The following is a 17,096-nucleotide window of genomic DNA, read 5'->3' on the forward strand; positions in this document are numbered from 1 at the left end:
GAACGCATAGCCCTTGATATGCCGATGGATCAGTCACGTTTTTCAACGATCACGTCGTGATCAAGAACCGGTGCGACATCAATGTCACTGGCATCCATCATCCCCGAAACACGCTGCAAGGCGGCAATCAGGAAGGTTTGCTCCCATTCTTCCAGACTGTTGAAATTGTCTGAAAAACGGTCGTGCAATGCCATCGGCGCACGATCAAGGATGGATCGCCCCTGCTCTGTCAGACGGACAAAGACTTTGCGTTTGTCGGTATCCCCGCGTTCACGCGACACAAACCCCATCGCCTGAAGCTTGTCGACCAATGATGTCGTTGATGCCTGGGCAAGATTGACCTTCGCGGCAATCTGCCCGACCGTCATCTCGCCGAATTCTTCAAGTGACTGCAAAACAAGCAATTGGGACGTTTTCAGCCCGGTAATCTTGCCAAGTTTTTTGGCGTGAATATCACTCGCCCGTAAAATTCGACGGATCGAGATCAGTGCTTCGTGCAATTTATCCATGATGAATATCCGGGCGTTGATTTTGTCCTGCTGCAAAACCTGTTTTAGCCCCGAAAACCGCAATTCGCAACGGTATATGGCATTATTCCATCGACTTTCGATATTTAATTGCATCGATATTCGTTATTTTAAGGAAAGATTATTTCATCATTTCCCCGCAATGATTATCGACCGTCGATCCATTATAGTTTCGTTTATTTTCAATACTTTATTGTATTTCACAGGATTTTAACAGTCGCCCCCTTGATCATTTTCCATCGATATTCTATACATCTATCGCGACATGAATGATCGCATATCGAAATAACAGAACAGGCAGACCGATGAAAATTGCCACCACAAAGGGCAATACCGGCCAGAAAGCCAACCTGATTATCCGAAAACCCAAGGCCACTGACGGCGCGACGGTGAACAACCTGATTGCCGAATGTAAGCCCCTGGACGAAAATTCCGTGTATTGCAATCTGCTGCAATGCTCGCACTTCGCAGACACCTGCGCGATCGCAGAACTTGATGGCGAAGCCGTCGGCTTCGTCTCGGGCTATCTTGTCCCGAACAAACCGGACCAGCTTTTCATCTGGCAGGTCGCCGTTTCGCCCAAGGCGCGCGGATTGCGCCTGGCAAAACGTCTGATCCTTGACATTCTTGATCGTCCGGCATGCCACAACGTGACGGAACTGAACACGACGATCACGTCAACGAATGCCCCGTCACAGGGCGTATTCCGTTCAGTCGCACGTGAGCTTGGCGCTGACGTCAAACGCAAAGTCCAGTTCGAACGCGAAACCCATTTCGATGGGGCCGCTGCCAGCGAAATCCTGTGGCAGATCGGACCGTTTGAACGCAAGGACGTTGAACGCGTCGCGGCCTGATCCGACCCAACCGATATTCACCCAACGCATGCAACAAACGGATCGCACCGTTTTTGGAACAACCGGCCTGCCGGAACGTTTGGCATGACAAGTGGAATTGATTTTCCCAATCTGAAAGAGGGAACCATGACTGTATTTGATCGTCTTGAATCGGAAGTTCAGAGCTACGCACGCTCCTTCCCGGTAACTTTTGAAACGGCCGAAGGCGCCTGGCTGACCGATGAAAACGGAAATCGCTATCTTGATTTCCTTGCCGGTGCCGGCAGCCTGAATTACGGCCACAACCATCCGGTCCTGCAGGAAAAGCTGATTGATTACATCAAATCAAACGGCGTTACCCACGGCCTGGACATGCATACCAAGGCCAAGGCCGCATTCCTTGAGGCACTTGAAACCAAAATCCTCAAGCCGCGCGATATGGAATACAAGGTCCAGTTTACCGGCCCGACCGGCACCAATGCGGTCGAAGCTGCCCTTAAACTGGCGCGCCGCGTCAAAGGCCGTGAAACCGTGATCTCGTTTACCAATGGCTTCCATGGCTGCACCCTTGGTTCGCTCGCCATTACCGGTAACGAACATCACCGGGGTGCTGCCGGCGTCTCGCTTGACAATGCTGTTGCTGTTCCGTTTGACGGCTACATGGGTGATGGTGCTGATACCACCGAATATCTTGATCGTGTCCTGTCGGACAATTCAAGTGGCGTCGCCCTGCCCGCTGCTGTCATCGTCGAGACGCTTCAGGGTGAAGGTGGCCTGAATGCAGCTGATTTCGGCTGGCTGAAAAACCTCGAAGCTGTGTGCCGCAAGCACGACATCCTTCTGATTGTCGATGACATTCAGGCTGGCTGTGGTCGTACCGGTACTTTCTTCAGCTTTGAACCGGCCGGCATCAAACCGGATATGATCACTCTGTCGAAATCGCTTTCGGCTTATGGTCTTCCGCTGGCTGTTGTCCTGATCAAACCGGAATTCGATATCTGGCATCCGGGCGAACATAACGGCACCTTCCGCGGCAACAACCACGCGTTTGTTACGGCCGCCGCCGCTCTGGACCATTTCTGGTCGGATGACAAATTCGCAGCCGATGTCCGCGACAAGGCCGAATTTCTTGGCAACCGCCTTGAAGAAATTGCGCAGCGCTATGGCGATGGCAAATTGTACCGCAAGGGCCGCGGCCTGATGCAGGGCATCTGCTTTGAAAGCGGTGAAATGGCATCGAAAGTCACCAAGGAATGCTTCAAGCATAACCTGGTCATCGAAACCAGTGGACCGGAAGACGAAGTGGTGAAATGCCTTGTGCCGCTGATCATCTCCAAGCAGGATTTGGCGCATGGTCTTGATATTCTTGAAATGGCAACCGCCAAAGCCATGGGCAAGGATGTCGCACCGGCCAAAGCAGCAGCTGAATAATAGCCAGGTCGGGCGACATCCCCGGGTGTCGCCCGCGCCCCACAACTTCATAAAATCAAAGAGTTAAAAATGATTGTTCGCACACTGAAAGAATGTGAAGCATCCGGCCGTCGCGTGGTTTCGGACAACTGGGAAAGCACCCGCCTGTCGCTTGCCGATGATGGCATGGGGTTCTCGTTCCACATCACCACCATCTATGCCGGCACCGAAACCGAAATCTGCTATGCCAACCATTTCGAGACGGTTTATTGCATTTCGGGCAATGGCGAAGTCGAAACCATCGAAGATGGCAAGAAATACAAGATCGAGCCGGGCACGGTTTACATCCTCAACAAACATGACCGTCACTATCTGCGTGGCGGCACCGAGGACATGGTTGTCGCATGCGCGTTCAACCCGCCTTTGAACGGCCGAGAAGTCCATGACGAAAACGGCGTCTACCCGCTCGATGGTGATGCGCTCGCCAGCTAAGACTCTTGTTTGAGGCGGCCGGCAACGACCGCCTCAAACTTTCTTAAGCCAATAAACTTTCAAGGAAACGCCCCCAAAGGAGGCAACATGCTTTCAGCCCAGAAAAAATCGGACGCTGGGCATAGCGTTCACAAGATCGGTGGTACGTCGATGACCCAGGTTGATGCGGTCATGGACAACATTCTGGTCGGCAATCGTAAAGAAGACGAACTCTATAACCGGGTCTTTGTCGTTTCGGCATATGGCGGTTTTACCGATCTTTTGCTGGAAAACAAGAAAACCGGTGAGCCGGGTGTCTATCAGCTTTATGCCGGCTCGGAAACCGATTGGGCCTGGGGTGATGCCCTGACCGGCGTTTCCGAAAAGATGTGCGAAATTAACGAGCAGATCTTTGGTGACGCACCGGAACTGAAACTGGCCAATGCGTTTGTTCAGGAACGTATTGAAGGGACACGAAGCTGTCTGATGGATCTTCATCGCCTCTGCAGCTTTGGCCATTTCAAACTTGAAAAGCATCTTTTGACCGTTCGCGAAATGCTTTCGGCCATTGGCGAAGCACATAGTGCCCATAACACGATGCTTCTGCTGCGTGCCAAGGGCGTCAATGCTGTGTTCGCAGACCTTTCGGGCTGGCGCGAGCCAGAGGCCTCTACCCTTGATGGCCGGATCGAAAAGGTTTTCGAAGATATCGACATTTCAAGCCAGCTTGCGATTGCAACCGGCTATGCCCAGTGCAGCGAAGGTCTGATGAGCATCTATGGCCGCGGCTATAGCGAGGTGACTTTCTCGCGGATTGCCTGCCTGACCCAGGCGCAGGAAGCCATCATTCATAAGGAATTCCACCTTTCAAGCGCCGATCCGCGCATTGTTGGTGAAGATGCCGTTCGCCCGATTGGCCGTACCAGTTATGATGTTGCCGATCAGCTTTCCAATATGGGTATGGAAGCCATTCATCCACGCGCGGCCAAAGGTCTGCGCCAGAATGATATTCCGCTGCGTATTGCCAACACGTTTGAACCCGAACATCCGGGCACAGTGATTGATGACCACTGGAATCCGGAAAGCAGCCGCGTTGAAATCGTTACCGGCGTTCCGACCGCGTTCGAGATCGAAGTTTTCAATCAGGACATGGTTGGCGTTCCTGGTGGTGAGGAATCCATTCTTAGCGTTCTGAAACGCTATAAGGTTCCGACCGTCACCAAGAACCTTAATGCCAATACGATCACCCATTACGTGTCGGCACCGCTCAAACAGATCCGTCGTTGTGTTGACGAGATCGAAGCCAAGCACCCCGAAGCAACGGTTCAGACCCGTAAAGTCGCCATCGTATCGGTGATCGGTGCCAATATCGCCCAGCCGGGCCTGTTTGCCCGTGCCGTGTCGGTTCTTGATGATGCCGGTGTTGAACTGGTGGCGTCGCACTATCCGAGCCGCCGGGTGGATCTTCAGTTCGTGGTTGCCGAAGGCGACTTCAACAAGGCCGTCATCGCCCTTCATCGCGGCCTGGTCGAAGGCAAAGCCAAAGCCGACAACACCGCGGATGATAGCGCTAACAAGCAGGCAAAGCTTAAAGCTGCCTGATCCTGGTCGCGTCCCGACCAAGACCAGAACCCGCAAGTGCACCTGTTGCCTTGCGGGTTTTGTTTTGACCGCATCCCATACTTGCCAGCCATGATGCAGCGCGATAGGACTAAAACATTGTTCTGTTCCGGCTTAAAAGGACCCCGTCATGAGCACCCATAACAGCAAAGCCATCAACGAGTTGCTTGACGTCATGGCAAAGCTCCGCGATCCGGATGGCGGATGCCCCTGGGATCTCGAACAGGACTTTTCCACCATTGCCCCCTACACGATCGAAGAAGCCTATGAAGTGGCCGATGCGATTGCCGATAATGACATGCCCGAACTGTGCAACGAATTGGGTGATTTGCTGCTTCAGGTCGTTTTTCATGCCCAAATGGCCAAAGAAGCCGGTCATTTCGACTTCGAAGACGTCGCACAAAGCATCGTTGCAAAGATGATCAGCCGTCATCCACATGTTTTTGGCGATGGTGATGCCACCACCACCGAGGGCGTCAATCAGACCTGGGAAAAGATCAAGGCTGCCGAACGCGCCCAAAAGGCCGAAACCAAGGGACATGAACGTCACAGCGCCCTTGACGGGGTTGCAAGCGCCCTGCCTGCATTGATGCGCGCAGAAAAATTGACCAAACGCGCCGCCCGTGTCGGGTTTGATTGGCCCAGCACTGACGAAGTGTTTGACAAGCTTCACGAAGAAATCGACGAACTCAAAGCCGAGATGACCGAAACCCCCGATCCCGCACGCTTGCAGGATGAACTGGGTGACATGCTTTTTGTGATGGCCAATCTGGCCCGCAAAATCGGTGTGGATCCCGAAGTTGCCTTGCGCGGCGCCAATCACAAATTCACCAAGCGCTTTCATTTCATCGAAGACGAACTTGCCCGCGACGGACGCACCGCCGCACAATCAGATCTGGATGAAATGGATGCGCTCTGGAACCTCGCCAAAAAAGTCGAGCGGGGTCAGGCATAGTTACCCAAGACCGCTCTGAATGCGATCTTGGGCCAACCGATTGGTTTTCCTGCCGCATATAGAGTTCGATCAGAAGTCCAATTGGTGAAACGTCACGCGGGCTGTTCAGACATCCTCGGAACACGGACCGTCGCGAGCTTCTTCACCGGATGGCGGCAACGATTGGCTCACACCCACAAATAGGCCGCGTGAAGTTACGAGAACAGCGGCAACAGAATCTCGTTTATTTCGTGCCACAGTTCTTCCGAACTTGCGCACAGAAGTCCCGGTGCTGTGGCATTGGCGTTATATTCATTGTCCTTGTCGGTCATGATATAACGTGCAAAGCCGCCGGCCTCCCGCACAAGTAACGTACCCGGTGCGTGATCCCACGGTTTCAACGTGCGATAAGCACAAAAGTCGTATGCACCGCGGGCCGTTTCTTCATATTCCGCGCCACAGCAGGAATAATGTGCGACCTCGTCAAAGAAATCGAGATGCCCGTAATGTTTCCGGATGCGGTCGCGGGCATAGGAAATCAGGAAACCCTTCGCATCGCGCGCATTCTTGATGTTGGATCGAACCGAAACCGGCTGATCCTGATAACGGGTTCCAGATCCCTTTTCGGCAACGGTTGCATGCCCTTCGATCGGATCAATAATCCAGGCTGCTACCGTCTCGCCACCGTGATAAAGCCCGACCATGCATCGAAATGGCTGACGATGATGGGCAAAGTTCTTGGTGCCATCGACCGGATCAATGATCCAGAACGGATCAGAACCGGCAAAGACCCGGTCCTGCAACTTGGCATCGGCATGGGCAGCCTCTTCGCCAAGTGCCAGACTTCCGGGCAGCAAATCGGTCAGGCGCGCGGTCAAGACACGTTCGGCTTCGGTATCTGCGATGGTCACCAGATCAAGGGCGTGGGATTTGGTGTCAATATCTGCGTCGTCAAGCTGGCCGAAGCGCGGGGCGATTTCAGTTGCCGATACCTCGCGGATAATTTCGGTAACCTTATCCATATCGACTGTTATCGCCACGCTACTTCTCCCATCGGGTAAACTTGATTACGCACTAAACCACATGAATTTGAAGCCCGGCCTTTGCGCACCAGTCCTCAAACCGCCCGACACGTGTGGTGTCCACACGTACCTGGATTGATATTCCGTCGGCACCTTCGCTGCGCTGAAGCACTTCGCCCTGTTCATAAAGACGGGCCAGTGACTTGCCATCCGAATAAGGCACGCACAGTTCGAAAACCGGCATATCTTCGGTCAGACGGCTTTCAATCAGCTCAAGCAACGCATCACAATTCCGACCCTTAACCGCTGAAATTGCGATGGTATTGTCGTGCCTGCTTGCATATTCCGTCACCGCCTGAAGATCATCACCTTCAAGCAGATCGATTTTATTCAGGGCCTCGACCAGTTCTTCGCCATCGATTGCCTTTTGCAGTCCCAGCGCCTTGAGAACTTCAAGCACGTCAAGCTTTTGGGCTTCGGTTTCCGGAGATGATGCGTCGCGGACATGTACGATCAAATCCGCTTCAAGAACTTCTTCAAGCGTGGCCCGGAACGCCGCAACAAGATCGTGCGGCAAATCGGAAACAAACCCCACCGTATCAGACAGAATGACCTTGCGCCCGCTTGGCAGGATCAAACCACGCATGGTCGGATCTAGCGTTGCGAACAACATGTCTTCGGCAAAGACTTCCGATACCGTCAACTGGTTGAACAACGTCGATTTCCCGGCGTTGGTATAGCCGACAAGCGCAACGATCGGGTATGGAACCCGTCGGCGTGCTTCGCGGTGAAGTTCACGGGTCCGTTTGACTTCTTCAAGTTCACGACGAAGCTTGGCCAGCTTGTCGCCAATCAAGCGCCGGTCAATTTCGATCTGACGTTCACCCGGACCGGCCAGGAAGCCGCGCCCGCCGCGCTGACGTTCAAGGTGCGTCCAGGTCCGGACAAGGCGGGATCGCTGATAGCTCAGCAACGCCAACTGGACCTGCAAGCGCCCCTCACGGGTGCGCGCGCGATCGGCAAAGATTTCAAGGATCAAGCCGGTGCGGTCAATAACCTTGCACTTCCATTCGCGTTCCAGGTTACGTTGCTGGATCGGGGAAAGCTGGCCGTTGATCATCACGATATCGGCTTCTTCGGCCTTGATCTGCAGACCAAGCCGTTCAACAACACCGGTCCCGAACAGGGTTGCCGGACGTGTTTTAGCAATGGGCACGATATCCGCGCCCACCACATCAAATTCAAGTGCGCCAGTCAAACTGACAGCTTCATCCAGTCGCGAAGATGCATCGCGCCAAGACGCTGTCTGGTCGGCGCGTTTTAGTTCTGGATGGAAAACCAGGACCCGGGGGGCGTCTGGCGTCGTGCCTCCCCCCGAAGTCAGAGACTCGTCAGCTATTTTCTTCTTCCGTCGCTGGCTGGCTCGGATCAAACAGTTTAATCGGTGTCGTCGGCATTACCGTCGAAATCGCGTGTTTGTACACGAGCTGGGTGTGAGCATCGCGCCGCAGCAAAACAGAGAAATTGTCAAACCAGGTAATGATGCCCTGCAATTTGACTCCGTTGACCAGAAACACGGTAACCGGCGTTTTGTTTTTACGGCAATAATTCAGGAATACGTCCTGAACATTCTGTGATTTTTCCGCCATTGGTTAGACCTAGCCTTCTTTTATGAGCGTTTTTTTGGTTTCGGGCGGTCAAGGAAAATGTGGAGCCGTCGACGTTAAGGTCCGTCACGACCCCTGCCCCATTTTTAATGACCAGTCTGAACTATAAGACTTTCGAGAAGCCTTTTACAACCCTTACAAGCGCCTCGCAATCAGCGAAATGCCAATCAGGGCTAAGAGTCGCAGAATTCTGCGTCTCACTGTGACCGGTTAATTCATCACCAATCAGGATTGCCGTGGCCCCGACATTGCGCGCGCATTGAATATCGACCACACTATCCCCAACAAACCAGAGATTCTCATATTGCGACGCCGAAGAGTCGCCCATTGCCATATGGACCGGATCGGGTGCCGGTTTGTCGTTTGGCGCATCGGTTGCCCCGACGATCTTTCCGAAAAACGGCGTCCATTCAAGATGCTCGGCTTCTTTACGAAGAAAATCACCGTTCTTGTTGCTGACAACACCGATATAGGTGCCGTTGTCACGCAGCGCACACAACAAATCATATGCCCCGGCCAATGGCGTCAGCGTTTCAAGATGGATTGATCTGAAATGGGCATAAAAGCTGTCTTTGGCTGCTTCCCAGCGATCTTCGCCAAACAGCACCGGAAAACTGTCACGCAACGAGCGTGCAACGCGCTGCTTTGTTTCATCAAGCGTCCAGCGATCCTTGCCGAAATCGTCAAAGGTCATATTCAGGGCTGCCTGAATGGTTCCCCAGCTATCAACAAGGGTGTTATCCCAGTCAAAAATGACGGCCTTTGGCGGATGGGGCAATTTGTCAGACATTTGGTCTTCCGGTGATATGAGGGGCGTTTATTGGTATGAGGAATAATTTTCCCCGCCGTCGATCAGAAATATTCCAGTCGAACAGCAAACATTTTCTCGACCTTTTTGATCTGCTCGGAACCGGCAAACACGACAATCCGGTCGTTGGCTTCAATCACCGTATTGGCGCGCGGCATCACAACTTCGCCATCACGCAAAATGGCGCCGAACACCACACTGGCCGGCATCGCGATATCCTTGATCGCCTTGCCAACGATCGGCGCGGTTTCGAGTGCCTCTGCCTCAAGCACTTCGCCAAAGCCCTCTGAAAGGCTGTGTACCGCGCGAATACGCCCGCGGCGGACATGATGCAGGATCGTTGACACCGTCGTCATACGTGGGCTGATCACGACATCAACGCCAAGTTCGGAAACCAGCGAGTTATAAGTGCTTTTGTTAATCAGCGTCAGGGCGCGCGGGCAGCCATACCGTTTGGCCAGCAGGGATGCGAGAATATTGGTCTCGTCATCATTGGTCAGTGCAACAACGGCCTCGGCATTGCCGACATTTGCCTCTTCGAGCAGCTCCGGATCAAGCACATCGCCGCGCAGGACAACGCTTTTCTTCGGGAGCTTCTGGGCGACATAACGCGCACGTTCCGGATCGGCTTCAACCAGGCGGGTGGTAACACCCGGGAAGTTCTTGTTGATTTCTTCGGCCAGGAACAGCGCAATGTTGCCGCCGCCAAAGATGACAATGCGGCGTGCTTCGGGGTCTTCATGCCCGAATGCCGACATCGCACGGGATACCTGATCGCTTGAAACAGCCAGATAGACAAGATCCCCGGCCAGCATCTGATCATCGCCCTTGGGATAGACCGGCTTATCATCGCGGATCATGCCCAGGATCGAAATATTCAGATCCGGGAACAGCTGATGCAATTGACGCAGCGGCGTGTTGATCACCGGGCAATCTTCGTTACACCGCAGGCCAAGGATTTTGACCTTGTCATCGGCAAACGGGATCATGTCAAACGCGCCGGGCGCCTGCAGACGACGCGCGACCGCACGGGCGACTTCCATTTCCGGTGAAATCACCACATCAATCGGAAGCTTTTCGCGCCCGAACAGGCTTGCCCATTCCGGCTGCAGATAAGTCTGGCTTCGGATACGGGCAATTTTGGTCGGCACGTTAAACAGTGAATGGGCGACCTGACAGGCCGTCATATTGACTTCATCGGCAAAGGTAACAGCGATCAGCATGTCGGCCTCGTCCGCACCCGCCTGCTGCAACACATCGGGATGCGATCCGAACCCGATAATGCCCTTAACTTCCAGGGTGTCTGAAATCTTGCGAACCAGTTCTTCCGACTGGTCGATCACGGTGACATCATTGTTTTCCGCAGCCAGATATTTGGCAATGTGGAACCCCACCTGCCCGGCGCCGCAAATGATGACCTTCATCTTGTTATCTCCCGTTCACAACAGTCCAAGATGGGAATGGCCCGATCAGCTGTTCACACCAAGGCTTTTCAGCTTGCGATGCAACGCTGAACGTTCCATGCCGACAAAACTCGCCGTCTTGGAAATATTTCCCCCAAACCGGTCAATCTGGGTTTGGAGATATTCTTTTTCAAACATCTCGCGTGCTTCTCGCAGCGGCAATGCCATGATTTCACTGGTCTTGTCAAAACTTAGCGACGTCGGCACATCAGAAAACAGTTCAGATGGCAGCATTTTACCGCTGATCAGATCCGTTTTGTCGTCATCCGGCGCCATGATCATCAATCTTTCGATGACATTGCGCAACTGACGAACATTGCCCGGCCAGTCATAGGCATGAAGGGTTGCCATGGCTTCGGGTGACAATTTGCGTTTCGGAAGCCCGGTTGCATCCGCATACCGTTCAAGGAAACGTTCCGCCAATTCGGGAATATCGTCGCGACGCTGCTGCAAGGACGGCACTTCGAGCGGCACGACATTAAGCCGATAATAAAGATCCTGACGGAATGTCTGTTCGGCAATCCGTTGTTCAAGATCACGCGCCGTTGTTGCAATCACCCGGACATCGACACTGACCGGAACCGATCCGCCGACACGTTCAAATGTCTGATCCTGAAGCACCCGAACGATTTTCCCCTGGGTCTCAAGGGGCATATCAGCCACTTCATCAAGCAGCAAAGTCCCGCCATGCGCCAGTTCAAGCACACCGGTCCGTGCTTCGCGATCCGCAGTTGCAACCGCCCCAAACAGGGATTCTTCCATGGTTTCCGGTGAAATATTCGCGCAATTCAGAACCACAAACGGGGCTTCGGCCCGGGCGGATTTCTGATGAATCAGCCGTGCGACTACTTCCTTGCCCGAACCGGCCGGGCCATGGATCAGAATACGACTGCCTGTTCGCGCAACACGGTCAACAGACTGGCGTAAATTATTGATGACCGACGATTTTCCCAGCAGTTCTGTATCGCCACCGGCCCGCAGCGTCAGTTCGCGGTTTTCGCGGCGCAGACGCGCATCATCAATTGCGCGTTCCACAACCATCAAAAGACGGTCGGTATTGAACGGCTTTTCAATGAAATCATAGGCCCCGATACGGGATGCTTCGAGCGCGGTTTCAATGTTGCCATGACCTGAAATCATGACAACGGGAACTTCGCTATGCTCGCGTTTGATCAGTTTAAGCGTCTCGATCCCGTCGTGATCGCTTTCATCCATCCAGATATCGAGCACCACCAGACTTGGGCGACGTGCGGACACCTCGGCCAGGGCTTCCTGGCTCGAACCGGCTTGTCGGGTCGTGTAGCCTTCGTCTTCCAGAATACCGGAAATCAACGCTCGAATGTCTTGTTCATCATCGACAATCAGAATGTCGTGCGCCATGTCGGAACCAAATCAATCTTATTATTGTTGCGATTTTGGCAATTTATCAATTGCCCGAGGAAGAAGCGCCCTGCGCCCCTGTTTCAATTTCGGCATCAGTAGGTTGCGGGAAAGATAGTGTCACGGTCGCCCCACTTTCAACGCCGTCGGAGAGTATAAGCTCTCCGCCATGGTCTTCCATGATTTTCTTGACGATCGCAAGACCAAGCCCCGTTCCCTTTGACCGCGTCGTGACATACGGCTCGGTCAAACGTTCGCGATGCTCGGCCGGAAGTCCTTTACCGTTATCAGAAACAGCCACAAAGACATGTTGATTGTTTGGTGACACGGCAATCGAAATTTCAATGCGTCCACGCGGCAATTCGCCGTCTTCGGGTTTTTCCCGCCCTTCGATGGCCTCGGCTGCGTTTTTAAGCGTGTTGATCAGACATTGGTTAACCTGATGGGCGTCACACGAAATCTGCAAATCCTCGATCCCGGACCGGTCAAAGTCATAGGTAATGTTGCTATGCGCCTGCTTCTGCAAAAAGACCGCACTTTTTACCAGTTCACTAAGGTTTTCCATTCGCATTTTCGGGGACGGCATCCGGGCAAAACTGGAAAACTCGTCCACCATACGTCCGATATCTGAAACCTGGCGAATGATCGTGTCAGTACAGGTCTGGAACACATCCTTGTCATCTTCGATCTGTTTCAGATAGCGCCGTTTAAGGCGCTCTGCCGAAAGCTGGATCGGGGTCAGCGGGTTCTTGATTTCATGGGCGATACGGCGTGCGACATCGGCCCAGGCCGCCATGCGCTGTGCGGTTTGCAGTTCGGTCACATCATCAAAGGTCACAACATACCCGAACACCGTGCCATCATCGGCCCACTCGGCGGTGACCCGGGCAAGCAATGTCAGATTGACACCATCGCGACGAATTTCGATCTGGCGCGGCTTGCTGCGATCACCATCACGGCTGAAATCATCAAATAACGGGGAAAATTCCGGGATGACTTCCGTAAGTTCCTGCCCAAGATGCCCCTCAAGGTCGATAGCCAACAGATCAGATGCACTTCGGTTGGGCAGATCGATCTTGCGATCCGGATCAAGGCCGATCACGCCCGCGGTAACACCGCCCAGAATGGCCTCGGTAAAGCGCCGGCGTTCGTCATTAAGACGGTTGGCGGCAATCAGCTCATTGCGCTGGGTTTCAAGCTGGGCGGTCATACGGTTGAACGCGCGGCTTAGTGCTTCAAGTTCATCCCCCTGCCCGTCAAGCGGCACACGGAAAGACAAGTCGCCATCGCGCACCCGTTCGGCACCGGTGATCAGTTGCGATACCGGTTGAACAAGTCTTGTTGCCACCATAAGGCCAAGCGTGACAGCCGCCAGCAGCAAAACCACAGAAATCAGCACAAAGATCATGACAAAGGTAATCACGATCCCGGATCGTTCACCTTCAAGGCTTTCATAGGCGTCAACGGCCCGCCGTGCCTTGTCGATACGATCAAGCACATTGGGATCGACAAACCGCCCGACCAGCAAAAACGCATCGATGAAGCTTGGAATTTTGGCCAGCGCCCGAATGCGGTTGTCGCTGTTCCCAATCATCAGAACCACGTCTTTTTCGCGTGCTTCGTCATAGACTTCGGCGGGAATGGACGCCTGATCGGTATCATAGGAAAAGCTGTATTCCGACTGGGCGATGATTTGGCCCGAACCGTCAATCATCATGACTTCGGGCAAACCACGCGCGAGTGCCTGATCGGTCAAAAGATCGGAAATCCGTTCAGGACTGGTGGAAAAATTCACCCCGAACCGCTGCAAATCGGCCGTGGTTGCCAGAACATCGGCACGGATAAGTTCCTGATGCTCCTTAAGATAGGCATCGGCAATGACCATGCTTTCTTCGACAGCTGTTCGAATGCGGTCACTGAACCAGCCCTGAATACCGAAATGCAGGAAGAGCGCTGAAAATACGGCAACAACAATCGCGGGCGTCACAGCCACCAGCGAAAACATCAACACCATGCGGGTGTGAAGCTTTGCCCCGGCAACACCGCGCCTGCGTTCAACCCAGATCTGAACCAGCTTGCGGGCCACAAGGGTAGCCAGCAACAACACCAGCACCAGATCGATATTCAGCAAAAGCAAAATCAGGCGCGGGTCAGGACGGAACGGCGCCGTCCCCGTCATCGCAAGATAGGTGGCCGTTACCGAAACCAGTGCAGCAGCAACCAGACCGAACGCGAACCGTCGCGATTGGCCCAGACGCCCCAGAAACCTTACGAAGCCCGATCTCAATATCCGGTTGGAGATCGAACTTTCCGCATTGTTCATTTCGTGCCCCTGACGACTTCCAGCCCAAGATCACGGATCTTTTTGCGGAGCGTATTGCGGTTCAGACCAAGTACTTCGGCGGCTTTGACCTGGTTGCCGCGGGTTGCTTCAAGCGTCACATTCAAAAGCGGGCGTTCCATTTCGCGCAGGATGCGATCGTAAAGCCCGTTTGACGGCAGGTCTTCTTCATGTGCATCGAAATATTCACGGACGTGACGTTCAATGGATTCCGACAAGGATTGCGGCTCGGCACTGGGTGCTGCTTCGCTGACATTGTTTTCCGAAAATTCGGTTTCAATGACATCAACGCCAATCACATCATGGGAATAAAGCGCCGTCAGACGCCGCACCATATTTTCCAGTTCACGAATATTGCCCGGCCAGCGATGCGCCTTGAGACGCGCCATGGCTTCTGCCGACAAGGTCTTGCGCGGCAATCCTTCTTCGCTGGCCTGCATCAGGAAATGATTGACCAGTTCAGGAATATCTTCAAGACGTTCACGCAGCGATGGCAAACGGATCGGCACGACATTCAGGCGATAGAACAAATCTTCGCGGAATGTGCCTTCGCGGATCAGTTTGCGAAGATCACGGTGGGTTGCGGCAACAATACGCACATTGACCCGGATCGGCGTGCGACCACCGACACGGGTATATTCGCCTTCCTGAAGAACACGCAGCAAACGGGTTTGTGCCTCAAGCGGCATATCGCCAATTTCATCAAGAAACAGCGTGCCGCCTTCGGCCTGTTCGAACCGGCCGACCTTACGTTCGTTCGCGCCGGTGAAGGCACCTTTTTCGTGACCGAACAGTTCGCTTTCAATCAGTTCGCGCGGAATTGCCGCCATATTGATCGCAACAAACGGTCCGTGGCGACGCCCGCCATATTCGTGCAGGGCGCGCGCAACCAGTTCCTTACCGGTTCCACTTTCACCGGTCACCATAACGGTCAGATCGGTATTCATCAGGCGCGCCAAGGCACGATAGATTTCCTGCATGGCTGCCGAACGTCCAATCAGCGGAAGGCGATCATCACCCTCTTCATCTGCTGACTTGCCAGACTGGCTTTCCTGCGGGGTTTCAAGTGCCCGATCAACAATGCCCATCAACTCATTAAGATCAAAGGGCTTTGGCAGATATTCGAATGCCCCGCGCTGCGCGGCCTTGACCGCCGTCATCAGCGTGTTTTGCGCGCTCATGACAATGACGCGCAGATCCGGGCGCAATTTTCGAATACGCGGCACCATGTCCAGACCGTTTTCGTCGGGCATCATGACATCGGTAATCACCAGATCACCGTCCCCATCGGCGATCCAGTCCCAAAGCGTGCGGCCGTGACCGGTGCTGCGGACTTCGTGACCCTGACGCGACAATGCCTGCGTCAATACGGTACGGATGGCCCGGTCATCGTCAGCGACCAGAATTCTTGCAGGGCTCGTGCTCATGCGGTGTGTTCCCTGTTATCGATTATTATCGGTTGTTCACTGGCCCCCTCGGCCAGCGCACGATTATAAATCGGCAGCATGATCTGGAATTCTGCGCCGCCCCCCGGCACATCCTTCACTTCGATCACACCACCATGGTCATTGATGATTTTCGCAACAAGCGCCAGACCAAGCCCGGAACCGGTCGGTTTCGTCGTGACAAACGGATCAAACAGGCTTTCGCGCATGTCTTGCGGAATGCCCGGACCATTGTCACGGACCGATACCACCAACGGCAAATGCACACGCGCATCACCCCCGGCAACTGCCAGCCGGATGCCATGCTGGTAGCGGGTTGATATGATGATTTTGCCATCTTGCGGATCAACGGCTTCGCCGGCGTTCTTCACAAGATTAAGAAACACCTGGATCAACTGATCGCGGTTGCCAAATACCGGCGGCAAGGACGGATCGTAGATTTCCTCAAACGCAAGATTCTTGGCAAAACCGTTTTCGGCCAGACGGCGCACATGTTCAAGAACCGTATGAATGTTGACAGCCCCGCGTTCCATCGGCTTGTCGGAGAAAATCTCCATCCGGTCGACAAGTTCGACAATACGGTCAGCCTCGTCACAAATCAGCCGGGTCAGAACGCGGTCGTCCTCATTACTGGTTTGCTCAAGCAACTGGGCCGCCCCGCGAATGCCCGATAGCGGGTTTTTGATTTCATGGGCCAGAATGGCGGCCATCGCACTGACAGAACGGGCAGAATTGCGGCTTAGAAGCTGGTTATCGATTTTCTGGGCAATCGAGCGCGGCTCGAATGTCAGAACCGCGCAGTCGCTGTCATCGGGCATCGAACCAACGGTAAGGTTCACGGTATGCTTGCCGATTTTCGGGCTTTCAATCAGCAGATTGTGATCGGCAACCAGCGTCGCCTCGTCAATTGCCTGCTTGATCAGCGAAAAAACCGGACTGTCTGACGGTATAAAGTCGCTCAGATCGCTGCGGCACAGAACGCTGGCGCTGGTGTTAAACAGCTGTTCGGTGGCCTGATTGACAAACCGGATCTTCCCATCCCGGTTGGCGACGACAACTGCGCTTGCAATTGCGTTCAGCACCCCGGTCGGGTCAACCCCGTTGCCTTTTCCAAATCCCAGTCTCATTCAATTCTTCCCCGACGACGTTAGTTTTATATCGCCATATTATTGTTA

Annotated in this window: 15 protein-coding genes; 5 read left to right on the plus strand and 10 right to left on the minus strand. The window is 53.9% G+C overall.

The features are described 5' to 3' along the window. Positions 1-29: 29 nt before the first annotated feature. The gene (locus CU041_RS06945) at positions 30-509 is read right to left on the minus strand and encodes a MarR family winged helix-turn-helix transcriptional regulator (protein WP_068519209.1); all 480 of its coding nucleotides are present in this window, start codon (positions 507-509) and stop codon (positions 30-32) included. Between the two features lie 323 nt (positions 510-832). Between CU041_RS06945 and ectA the strand changes: the two genes are divergently transcribed. The 5 genes from ectA to mazG all read left to right on the plus strand — a co-directional run bounded on the left by ectA (position 833) and on the right by mazG (position 5,816). After that, a complete protein-coding gene (ectA, locus tag CU041_RS06950) occupies positions 833-1,381 on the plus strand; it encodes a diaminobutyrate acetyltransferase (RefSeq protein ID WP_068519047.1) in 549 nt (182 codons plus the stop codon). Positions 1,382-1,465: 84 nt separating this feature from the next. Further along, positions 1,466-2,791, plus strand: a complete 1,326-nt coding sequence (gene ectB, locus CU041_RS06955) for a diaminobutyrate--2-oxoglutarate transaminase (protein WP_233433030.1) — start codon at positions 1,466-1,468, stop codon at positions 2,789-2,791. Between the two features lie 69 nt (positions 2,792-2,860). Further along, complete coding sequence (locus CU041_RS06960) at positions 2,861-3,262, plus strand: ectoine synthase (RefSeq protein ID WP_068519046.1); 402 nt, start codon at positions 2,861-2,863, stop codon at positions 3,260-3,262. A gap of 87 nt (positions 3,263-3,349) precedes the next feature. Further along, positions 3,350-4,843 carry an aspartate kinase gene (locus CU041_RS06965; protein ID WP_101246261.1) on the plus strand — a complete coding sequence of 498 codons (1,494 nt, stop codon included), beginning with the start codon at positions 3,350-3,352 and terminating at the stop codon, positions 4,841-4,843. Between the two features lie 148 nt (positions 4,844-4,991). Next, the gene (mazG, locus tag CU041_RS06970) at positions 4,992-5,816 is read left to right on the plus strand and encodes a nucleoside triphosphate pyrophosphohydrolase (protein ID WP_101246262.1); all 825 of its coding nucleotides are present in this window, start codon (positions 4,992-4,994) and stop codon (positions 5,814-5,816) included. 194 nt (positions 5,817-6,010) lie between these two features. Here the strand turns inward: mazG and CU041_RS06975 are convergent, their stop codons facing one another. The 9 genes from CU041_RS06975 to CU041_RS07015 all read right to left on the minus strand — a co-directional run bounded on the left by CU041_RS06975 (position 6,011) and on the right by CU041_RS07015 (position 17,048). Continuing rightward, entirely contained in the window at positions 6,011-6,835 is an 825-nt protein-coding gene (locus tag CU041_RS06975) for an inositol monophosphatase family protein (protein WP_228195524.1), read from the minus strand. A gap of 34 nt (positions 6,836-6,869) precedes the next feature. Next, on the minus strand, positions 6,870-8,201 hold the full coding sequence (gene hflX / locus CU041_RS06980) for a GTPase HflX (protein WP_371833739.1): 1,332 nt from the start codon (positions 8,199-8,201) through the stop codon (positions 6,870-6,872). Positions 8,202-8,208: 7 nt separating this feature from the next. After that, positions 8,209-8,466 (minus strand): RNA chaperone Hfq, encoded by a 258-nt coding sequence (gene hfq / locus CU041_RS06985; RefSeq protein WP_008891082.1) that lies wholly within the window; start codon positions 8,464-8,466, stop codon positions 8,209-8,211. A 121-nt stretch (positions 8,467-8,587) separates the two neighbouring features. Continuing rightward, positions 8,588-9,274 carry an HAD family hydrolase gene (locus CU041_RS06990; protein ID WP_101246265.1) on the minus strand — a complete coding sequence of 229 codons (687 nt, stop codon included), beginning with the start codon at positions 9,272-9,274 and terminating at the stop codon, positions 8,588-8,590. Between the two features lie 62 nt (positions 9,275-9,336). Continuing rightward, entirely contained in the window at positions 9,337-10,716 is a 1,380-nt protein-coding gene (gene trkA / locus CU041_RS06995; protein WP_068519041.1) for a Trk system potassium transporter TrkA, read from the minus strand. A gap of 45 nt (positions 10,717-10,761) precedes the next feature. Further along, positions 10,762-12,135, minus strand: coding sequence for a nitrogen assimilation response regulator NtrX (ntrX, locus tag CU041_RS07000; RefSeq protein ID WP_068519040.1), 1,374 nt, complete (start codon positions 12,133-12,135; stop codon positions 10,762-10,764). Positions 12,136-12,181: 46 nt separating this feature from the next. After that, complete coding sequence (locus tag CU041_RS07005; protein ID WP_101246266.1) at positions 12,182-14,458, minus strand: sensor histidine kinase NtrY-like; 2,277 nt, start codon at positions 14,456-14,458, stop codon at positions 12,182-12,184. Beyond that, positions 14,455-15,903: a nitrogen regulation protein NR(I) gene (gene ntrC, locus CU041_RS07010; protein WP_068519038.1), complete on the minus strand. Its 1,449-nt coding sequence runs from the start codon at positions 15,901-15,903 to the stop codon at positions 14,455-14,457. Before ntrC ends, CU041_RS07005 begins: the two co-directional genes overlap by 4 nt. Continuing rightward, positions 15,900-17,048, minus strand: a complete 1,149-nt coding sequence (locus tag CU041_RS07015; protein ID WP_068519037.1) for a two-component system sensor histidine kinase NtrB — start codon at positions 17,046-17,048, stop codon at positions 15,900-15,902. The genes ntrC and CU041_RS07015 overlap by 4 nt, the downstream gene beginning before the upstream one ends. Positions 17,049-17,096 lie beyond the last annotated feature (48 nt).

The sequence above is a fragment of the Thalassospira povalilytica genome (assembly GCF_002844235.1).
Classification (GTDB): domain Bacteria; phylum Pseudomonadota; class Alphaproteobacteria; order Rhodospirillales; family Thalassospiraceae; genus Thalassospira; species Thalassospira povalilytica.

Excerpts from the sequence above, each read along its gene's own strand:
- CU041_RS06945 (WP_068519209.1), bottom strand. The coding sequence starts at position 509 with ATGGATAAATTGCACGAAGCACTGATCTCGATCCGTCGAATTTTACGG.
- ectA (WP_068519047.1), top strand. The coding sequence starts at position 833 with ATGAAAATTGCCACCACAAAGGGCAATACCGGCCAGAAAGCCAACCTG.
- ectB (WP_233433030.1), top strand. The coding sequence starts at position 1,466 with ATGACAAGTGGAATTGATTTTCCCAATCTGAAAGAGGGAACCATGACT.
- CU041_RS06960 (WP_068519046.1), top strand. The coding sequence starts at position 2,861 with ATGATTGTTCGCACACTGAAAGAATGTGAAGCATCCGGCCGTCGCGTG.
- CU041_RS06965 (WP_101246261.1), top strand. The coding sequence starts at position 3,350 with ATGCTTTCAGCCCAGAAAAAATCGGACGCTGGGCATAGCGTTCACAAG.
- mazG (WP_101246262.1), top strand. The coding sequence starts at position 4,992 with ATGAGCACCCATAACAGCAAAGCCATCAACGAGTTGCTTGACGTCATG.
- hfq (WP_008891082.1), bottom strand. The coding sequence starts at position 8,466 with ATGGCGGAAAAATCACAGAATGTTCAGGACGTATTCCTGAATTATTGC.
- CU041_RS06990 (WP_101246265.1), bottom strand. The coding sequence starts at position 9,274 with ATGTCTGACAAATTGCCCCATCCGCCAAAGGCCGTCATTTTTGACTGG.
- trkA (WP_068519041.1), bottom strand. The coding sequence starts at position 10,716 with ATGAAGGTCATCATTTGCGGCGCCGGGCAGGTGGGGTTCCACATTGCC.
- ntrX (WP_068519040.1), bottom strand. The coding sequence starts at position 12,135 with ATGGCGCACGACATTCTGATTGTCGATGATGAACAAGACATTCGAGCG.
- CU041_RS07005 (WP_101246266.1), bottom strand. The coding sequence starts at position 14,458 with ATGAACAATGCGGAAAGTTCGATCTCCAACCGGATATTGAGATCGGGC.
- ntrC (WP_068519038.1), bottom strand. The coding sequence starts at position 15,903 with ATGAGCACGAGCCCTGCAAGAATTCTGGTCGCTGACGATGACCGGGCC.
- CU041_RS07015 (WP_068519037.1), bottom strand. The coding sequence starts at position 17,048 with ATGAGACTGGGATTTGGAAAAGGCAACGGGGTTGACCCGACCGGGGTG.